Raw genomic sequence first — 6,860 nt, 5'->3', positions numbered from 1 at the left:
CTGGTCCTCTCATGAGTCCCATCTGACCCTTGGTCAGCTTCCCCCGCATCTCGGGGAACCTCAGCCGAACCCCGCCAGACCAGGCCTCTCACCCTTCACAGGCCAGGATGAACAACGCTCAGTAGCAACGATTAAGGTGGAACATCAAAGACCCCGCCCTAATCAACTTGATCCAGATTCTCAAGTCGTAGCAGGTGCGGGGTCGTTGACTTCTGTAGGCCGACGGCGGTTGTCTTGAAGGTTCTACATGTCCCTCGGCGGGCTGGTTGGGCTACGCCATGCCGAAGAAGATGCCTCCAGGGGTGCTGATGTCGGGGGTGTAGAAGAATTCGCGGGCTGAGCGGAGGCAGTCTTGACGGGTGATGGAGCCGTCCCTGGTGATGTCGAGTCCCATGAACTGGTCGACGGTGTCAGGTGAGGTGACTTCCAGGAACTTCAGGAGTCGTGCGAGTTCCTCTTTGTCGAGAGTGCTGTCGTCGTTGGTGTCCGCAACGTCGAAGACCGCCTGCGGGATTCCCTCGACCAGGTTGAACCGGCTGGTGTCCACGCTGGCCAATTGGTTGGCGGCGACGAACTCCTCCTTGAGCAGGAGTGAGGAAGGGCTGTCAGCGTGGCGCAGCAGCTCGCACCAGTACATCTGATACGCGGCATGAAGTGCCTGGAGGCGGCGGTCGGATGTGTCCGGCTTGTAGCCGGTGGTGAGACGGTCGAGAAGTCGCCGGTAGTCCGCCCAGCTGATGTTGCCGTCGTGATCGGTGTCGACAGCATCGAAAAGTCGGCAGAGTTTGAGTGTGATCGGGTTAGTCATCCCACTGTCCTTTCGGGAGTGCAGATCATGGAACGTGTCCCCTGTGACATGTTCCATAATGCGCTATCCGTCCGGCTCGTGCATCCGGAGATGCGTCATCATCATTCGATTGGCGGAACAAGCCCAGAGCAGAGCTCTTCGCAAGGACGCGCTTCTGTAGCTACCCACTGAGCCTTTTTCATCCTTCGTTTTCGCAGGTGAGGCGGGTGTGGATGGCGGTGGCGATCCGTGTGATGCGGTTGGTTGAGCATCGTGCCTTGCGGAGGATGCGCCATTGCTTGAGCCCGGCGAAGGCGCGTTCGCCAGGGGCTCGGAGGCGGGCGTGGTCGTGGTTCAACTGGTGGTAGTGGTCGGGTTGTTCGCGGTGGTTTTTGTAGGGGTGCGGACGGTTGCGCCGGCGTCTTGGTAGGCGCAGTTCGCGAGCGCGAGGATTTCCCTGGTCGGGCAGGCTTGGACGATGCCGTGGGCTCGGGCCGCGGTCAGGTCGTGGGTCCGTCCCGGCAATGTGCGGGAGAAGCACAGGGGTGTGCTGTCCGGGCGGGCGATGACCTGCACGTTCATCCCGTGTTGCCTGTGTTTCTGTGAGTAGTGGGGTTCGTCCGCGGCGGTGCGGTCGGTGGGGATGAGGGTGCCGTCAACGATGACGAAGTTCCCTTCACCCAGACAGGCCAAGGCCTCGCGCAGGCCTGGTGCCCACGCGGCCAAGACCTCCAGGATCTCGTCGACGTACCGCCAAGCCGTCGTGACGGAGACTCCGAACCTGCCGCGACCTGCGTGAACGTCTCGTTCTTCCGCAAATGGGTGAGCGCCAGCAGGGCTTGCTTGAAGCAACCCAGTCTCCGCCACGGTGAGTTGATCTCCTGTCGGCGGGCGTGGATGAGCCACGAAACATGCCCAACCAGCTCGTGCGGGATATCGAGCATGGCACGATAAGCAACCAACAGGGCCCCTTGGACGCCGGTGTGATGAGTGAAGTCACCACGCCAACGACCAGGGGCCCTGTCCCGTCACCCACACGCCACCTGACCAGCCCCTTCACCCCTCCAGAGGCAGGTTGAAAAAGGCTCACTGAACCTCTTTCAACCTCCATGTCGGCACCCCCGCATGGTGGCTCTGACCTGCAGCGATGTCGCAACCCGACACTCTCAGAGCACCAGGATGAAGAGGTTCACTCACAAGGATCTAGATCGGATGGGCTCGCTTCCCCCTTTGGCCTCTCCATTGGGGCAGCGTGCAGCGCACTCCACCCGACAGCGGGGGCGAATCACCAGCAGCTGCACCATTGGTCAGCGGATACTGTTCCGGTTGCCGGTGTTCTCGGGACGTGCACACTGAGAATCAAGCACCCAACCTGTAGTCATTAACCTAGGGTTGTCGCCCAGCCCGGTAGGGCACCACTGCATCGTGCTGGAGGTGGAGAGCTCTGACGAGGACCGATCGCTGGCCTGACAGCTGGAGGTTCCATTCCAGTCCCGCAGAGAAAGGTATGGATCATCATGCCACTTACGACCCAACGAGCGTCTTTGTCCCTGGCCATTCCCGCAGCGTTTTGCCATTGGCTTCACCGTCCCGGCCTGCGCCGGTGACATTGGCGCACAATTTGGGGCGTGTTCGAGTGGCCGGGCTTGGTGTATGAGTGGTTAGAGTAACTCGGTGTTCCGGCTTGATGGCGAGGCATAGTCGGGCGTGAGCGTGAGCAACAGCACCGTGTCCTTCTAATTCGACGGCGCTTGCACAACGGAGATTGGGCAGTGACGTCGGATGCACCGCCCAGGAATTCACCGACGCTGCGGTGAGCTACACCGCGATACGTGGCCTTTGACATTGGCGGGTGTCAGGTGACCAATCGAAATTTCTGCGTTGGCAGTTCCTTGACGGCCAGGCAGGAGTTTCTGCCCATGACCAGGCTCTAGCTGCCAGATGGCCGATCGTGACGAAGGATCGGTACTGGCTCACATCAACGGCGTCCGTTTGGCATGGCAGTGGCCGAAGTCGCCCTCACCCTCCACGCGGTGCAACGCCGACTATGCCCTCGGGACCTGATCGGCGTTGTCAAATCAATAGTCCGCACCCAAACGTTTCGAGCGAGTACGTGTCACTGCGAGCAAGGGAAGTATCCAGGATGAGGCAAATCAGTAGGGGAATCACAGTCGGTATCGCGCTGGCCCTGGCCGCGTTGACCAGCACCGCGACTGTCGCGAATGCCGTGTCCACGCAGCAGCGGAGTCTGTTTGGGCCGTCCGAGCTGGTGCTCACGGTCGGCTACGGCGCGCGCGCTGGCACTGCAGCGATCCAGCGCGCGGTATCGCTGAGCTGTACCTCAAGGCCCGCCGGAACGCACCCGGACCCGCGCCGAGCTTGCGCCAGCATGCGGGCAACGAAGGGTAATTTGCATGAGGTTACAAAAGCTGTCCCGAAAAGGGTGTGCGCCAGGGAGTGGAATCCTCGCGTGGTCACAGCGGAGGGAGTCTGGCAAGGCCGACGGGTAGTCTTTGAGCGCACCTACGCCAACCCATGCGAGATGGCAAGCGCTGCCAATCCGGTCTTCGCGTTCTGAGAGGGCGTTAAGTCCGTTTCTGGTAGCGGCCTCGTCCGCGTTGCGTGAGGAAGTCTTGGCGGGTGGGGCATCCGAGGCAGCTGCGGGTGATGTTGACCGTCGCCTCGTCGGTGGGCATGCCTAGGAGCTCGTGCAGTTCACGGGCCCTGCATGCCCAGCCGGGGTGCTGGTTGAAGACGTTTACGATGGCCGGTAGGCGGTGTTCGTCTCGGGCGGATCGGGCTCGGTTGGAGGCGGCACACGTTCGCCGATGACCTCCCGGGTGGTGGCGGCGCCCCTGACGGACTCTCCCGGCCGCCGCAGGGCCAGCGATGGCGGGCCCCGCGGCGGTCACGGGTTGTGTCATATCAGGCGGTGCGCCCGGAGATCGGCCACGTACTTGGTGATCAGGTCCGGTGACAGACGGGGATGTCGTTCTCGTTGTCGAGGGCTGCCGCGCGGAACCGGTCCGCTGGCAAGGCGGATCCGGCGAGTGGCTGTTCCGGCTCGGCGAAGGCGTGCAGCAGCGGGAGCAGCGAGTGCTGCTTCTGGCGGTCGGGCAGGCCGCGCAGGGCGGTCTCGAAGCGGTTGGTCCACTCGGCGTGGTCCTGAACGCGTGTCAGGGGATGTCCGGCTGTTATCAGCCAGTCGACGAACGTGTCGAGTGAGATGCCGTCCTCGTGAGGGTTGACCACGTTGTAGGTCCGGTAGCCCTCTCGTGCGTTGTCACCGAGCGAGGTGATGGCCCGCGCGGTGAAGTCCACCGGGAGTGCATCGAAGTGTCCGCGGCCGTCGCCGGTGCCCCGGGCGTAGAAGCTGCCGGGTGCGATGCCCATCGCCAGCAGGCGCAGCAGGAGGCGGGTGAAGACGTCCGGGAGGTTGAGCTGACCGCGGTAGCGCGGGTGGGCAAGGATCATGTTCGAGCGGAAGACGGTGACCGGCAGACCGAACGTGTCGTGCGCCTCGCGCAGCAGCACCTCGCCGGCCCATTTGCTGGCCGCGTAGCCGTCGGCGTAATCACCGTCGAGGTCGCGTGCCGGGCAGGCGGTGCGGATGTCCGCCGACTCGTCTGCCGCTGCCGCGTTGCCGAAGACGACGGCGACCGTGGACAGGTAGGTGAACTGCTTGATTCGGGAGGTGACCGCGAGCCTGATCAGTTCGGCCGTGCCCAGCACGTTGGGGCCGAACAGCTGGCTGTAGGGCAGGACATGGTTGACCAGTGCTGCCGGGTGGACGATCAGGTCCACGGTGTCGGCCAGGTGCTGCCAGGTCTCCTCGTCGAGCCCGAGGCGCGGTTCCCCGATGTCGCCGGCGACCACGTGAAGGTGCTGGCCAGCGGACTTGCAGTAGCGTTCCATGAGTTCCGGTCGCCTCTGTCGAAGGCGGCGTCGAGGCGTGCCCGGGCCGCCTCGGCGGAGGAGCCGCGGACCACGCATACCAGCGTGCCGCCGCGCTCCGCCGTGCGCTCCAGCCACTCAAGACACAGGAAGCGGCCCAGGTAGCCGTTGGCGCCGGTCAGCAGGACGGTCCGGGCCTCGGACAGGGGACCGGCTGGCCTTTCTGCCTGCTCGATGGTCCGCGCGTCGAGGAACGCGTCCAGCCGTAGCTCGGCCGCGTCGAGTCGGGTCGCGTCCGGGCCGTGGACGCTGTCGGCGGTAGGGCGGCGGTGTTCCGACGCGAGCACCCGCTCGTTGTGATCGGCCACCTGCTGCAGTGAGTTGGCCGGGTTGATGATCACGTCGACAGGGGTGTCGACGTGGAAGATCTCCTTCATCAGCTGGGCGAACGACAGCGCCGTGAGGCTGTCGCCGCCGAGTTCGAGGAAGCGTGTGCCAGGCTCCACGACACCCTCTTCCTGCCCGAGAAGCGCCTGCGCGGCCCGCAACACGGTCGCCGGTACCGGCTGGTCGGCGCTGGCCTGACGCAGCGTCCGAAGTTCTTCGGCCGTACGGTCGGACAACTCGGTGTACAGCGCTTCGAGACGCTCGCCGTAACGCTTCGTCAGGGCTGGCCGCAACGGCTTGCGCGCCCCGGAGAGCAGCCCGTTCTCCTGAGTGAACGGCTCGGTCTCGACGAGGAGATTCCGTGGAATCTCGTAGGAGTTCAGCCCTGCCTGGGTGGCGAGTTTCTGCAGGGACTCCCGCAGGATCGGCTTGAGGCGCCGGGCATCCCCGTCGACGCGGTCGAGGGCGTCCTGCGTCGGCACGACGACCGCGAGCAGGTGGGCGCGGGCGCTGTTGCCGTACAGGAAGGTCTGCCGACGACCGGACTGCCGTTGAAGAGCGCCTCCAGGCGGGAGACGGCGACGGATTCACCCTGTGACAGTTTGAGGACGTTGGAGCGGCGGTCGACATACCTCAGTTCGCCGGGGCCGACGCGGGCCATGATGTCGCCCATGCGGTAGAAGCCGTCCTTGTCGAAGACCTCGGAGGTGGTGTCCGGACGCCGGAAGTACCCGGGGACGAGCCGGTCGGACCTGATCAGCAGTTCGCCCTGGGGTACGGCGAGTCGGTTGTGAAGTATCCCAGTTCGGGTACGTCGGCCAGCTTGTGGCCGGTCACCGGCGGGCGCAGCACCCGGCCGTCGAGGGAGACGATCCCGGCTTCCGTCGATCCGTAGCCGTCGAGCAGTCTGACGTGGAAGCAGGCCTCGATGAATGCCGTCGTCTCGGAGCTCGGCGGGGCCGAGGCGCTGACGGCCCACAAGCGGCCGCCCATGACCTTCTCCCGCAGCGCCTCCATGGTCTGGCCCGCCTGTTCCGCCAGCTCGGCCGCATCGCCGCTTGTCCCGGTACGGCGGGACAGCTCCGCCCGGTAGTGCTGGAAGAGCATGTCGGAATGCGGGGAACCATGACGAACTCGGTGGGACGGACCAGGGAGAGGTCCTCGAAGAGCGTCGACAGGGTCGCTGGACGCCGCGAAACAGGCGAGGCCCCCTTGGCGAGCGTCCCGAACGGTACGCCCCTTCCCATCATGTGACTCAACGGCAGGTAGTTGAGCACGATGGAGGGCCGCACCACCTGGCCGCGTACGAAGTCGACCCAGAACTGCCTGGCCAGACGCTCGGTGTACATGGCCCCCTTGGGGATGCCGGTACTTCCCGAGGTGTAGATCAGCGTGCTGAGCGCGTCGGCCGCCGACCCGTCGGGAACCCGGGGGAGCGGCGGCAGCGCCCTTCCCCGGTCGATGACCGACGCTAGTGTGTCCAGGGCGACGCCCCGGCCCTGCGCCGGGAGCCGGGTGCGCGCGGACTCCAGCTCCTCCTGGTGGGCGGTGACCTCGGGCCGGTGGCCGATCACGACGATCCTGCCCAGCGAGGGGGCGTTCGCCGCAACCTCGGGCGCGACTTCCAGGTGGTCGACGTCCACCACGATCAGGCGCGGTCCGGCCTGCTCGACGATGGGGGCCAGGTGTGCTGCCGAAGCCCCGACTGCAGGGGAACGGACACCGCGCCGGAGCGGACGCAGGCCAGATTCGCCACGGTGTATTCGGCGCTCGTGGGACTGAGGACGGCGGC

The 6,860-nt window shown here is 65.2% G+C and carries 5 protein-coding genes and 3 pseudogenes; 2 read left to right on the top strand and 6 right to left on the bottom strand.

The features are described 5' to 3' along the window. Nucleotides 1-271: 271 nt before the first annotated feature. The gene (locus tag AZE13_RS32975; RefSeq protein WP_066940408.1) at nt 272-808 is read right to left on the bottom strand and encodes an EF-hand domain-containing protein; all 537 of its coding nucleotides are present in this window, start codon (nt 806-808) and stop codon (nt 272-274) included. 178 nt (nt 809-986) lie between these two features. Continuing rightward, nucleotides 987-1,790, bottom strand: a pseudogene (locus AZE13_RS32970) (transposase family protein). A gap of 1,044 nt (nt 1,791-2,834) precedes the next feature. On the opposite strand from AZE13_RS32970, the gene AZE13_RS35135 reads away from it, so the two are divergent. Then, entirely contained in the window at nt 2,835-3,365 is a 531-nt protein-coding gene (locus AZE13_RS35135) for an SSI family serine proteinase inhibitor (RefSeq protein WP_309302258.1), read from the top strand. A gap of 386 nt (nt 3,366-3,751) precedes the next feature. Here AZE13_RS35135 and AZE13_RS37360 read toward each other — a convergent pair whose 3' ends face one another. The 4 genes and pseudogenes from AZE13_RS37360 to AZE13_RS38820 all read right to left on the bottom strand — a co-directional run. Then, nucleotides 3,752-4,702: a thioester reductase domain-containing protein gene (locus AZE13_RS37360; protein WP_258528170.1), complete on the bottom strand. Its 951-nt coding sequence runs from the start codon at nt 4,700-4,702 to the stop codon at nt 3,752-3,754. 107 nt (nt 4,703-4,809) lie between these two features. Continuing rightward, nucleotides 4,810-5,187: pseudogene (locus AZE13_RS38835) on the bottom strand (phosphopantetheine-binding protein); the annotation flags it as partial. 637 nt (nt 5,188-5,824) lie between these two features. Continuing rightward, nucleotides 5,825-6,175, bottom strand: a complete 351-nt coding sequence (locus tag AZE13_RS38825) for an AMP-binding protein (protein WP_066940400.1) — start codon at nt 6,173-6,175, stop codon at nt 5,825-5,827. A gap of 65 nt (nt 6,176-6,240) precedes the next feature. After that, nucleotides 6,241-6,711 (bottom strand): annotated as a pseudogene (locus AZE13_RS38820) (AMP-binding protein); the annotation flags it as partial. On the opposite strand from AZE13_RS38820, the gene AZE13_RS37695 reads away from it, so the two are divergent. Next, on the top strand, nt 6,631-6,860 hold a 230-nt coding region (locus tag AZE13_RS37695; RefSeq protein ID WP_220127646.1), incomplete at its 3' end, for a hypothetical protein. The pseudogene AZE13_RS38820 and the gene AZE13_RS37695 sit on opposite strands and share 81 nt — an antisense overlap.

The sequence above is a fragment of the Streptomyces sp. NBRC 110611 genome, from assembly GCF_001590865.1.
Taxonomy (GTDB): domain Bacteria; phylum Actinomycetota; class Actinomycetes; order Streptomycetales; family Streptomycetaceae; genus Streptomyces.
This window is presented reverse-complemented; position numbering and strand designations above follow the sequence as displayed.

Excerpts from the sequence above, each read along its gene's own strand:
- AZE13_RS38825 (WP_066940400.1), bottom strand. The coding sequence starts at position 6,175 with ATGCTCTTCCAGCACTACCGGGCGGAGCTGTCCCGCCGTACCGGGACA.
- AZE13_RS32975 (WP_066940408.1), bottom strand. The coding sequence starts at position 808 with ATGACTAACCCGATCACACTCAAACTCTGCCGACTTTTCGATGCTGTC.
- AZE13_RS37360 (WP_258528170.1), bottom strand. The coding sequence starts at position 4,702 with ATGGAACGCTACTGCAAGTCCGCTGGCCAGCACCTTCACGTGGTCGCC.
- AZE13_RS35135 (WP_309302258.1), top strand. The coding sequence starts at position 2,835 with ATGCCCTCGGGACCTGATCGGCGTTGTCAAATCAATAGTCCGCACCCA.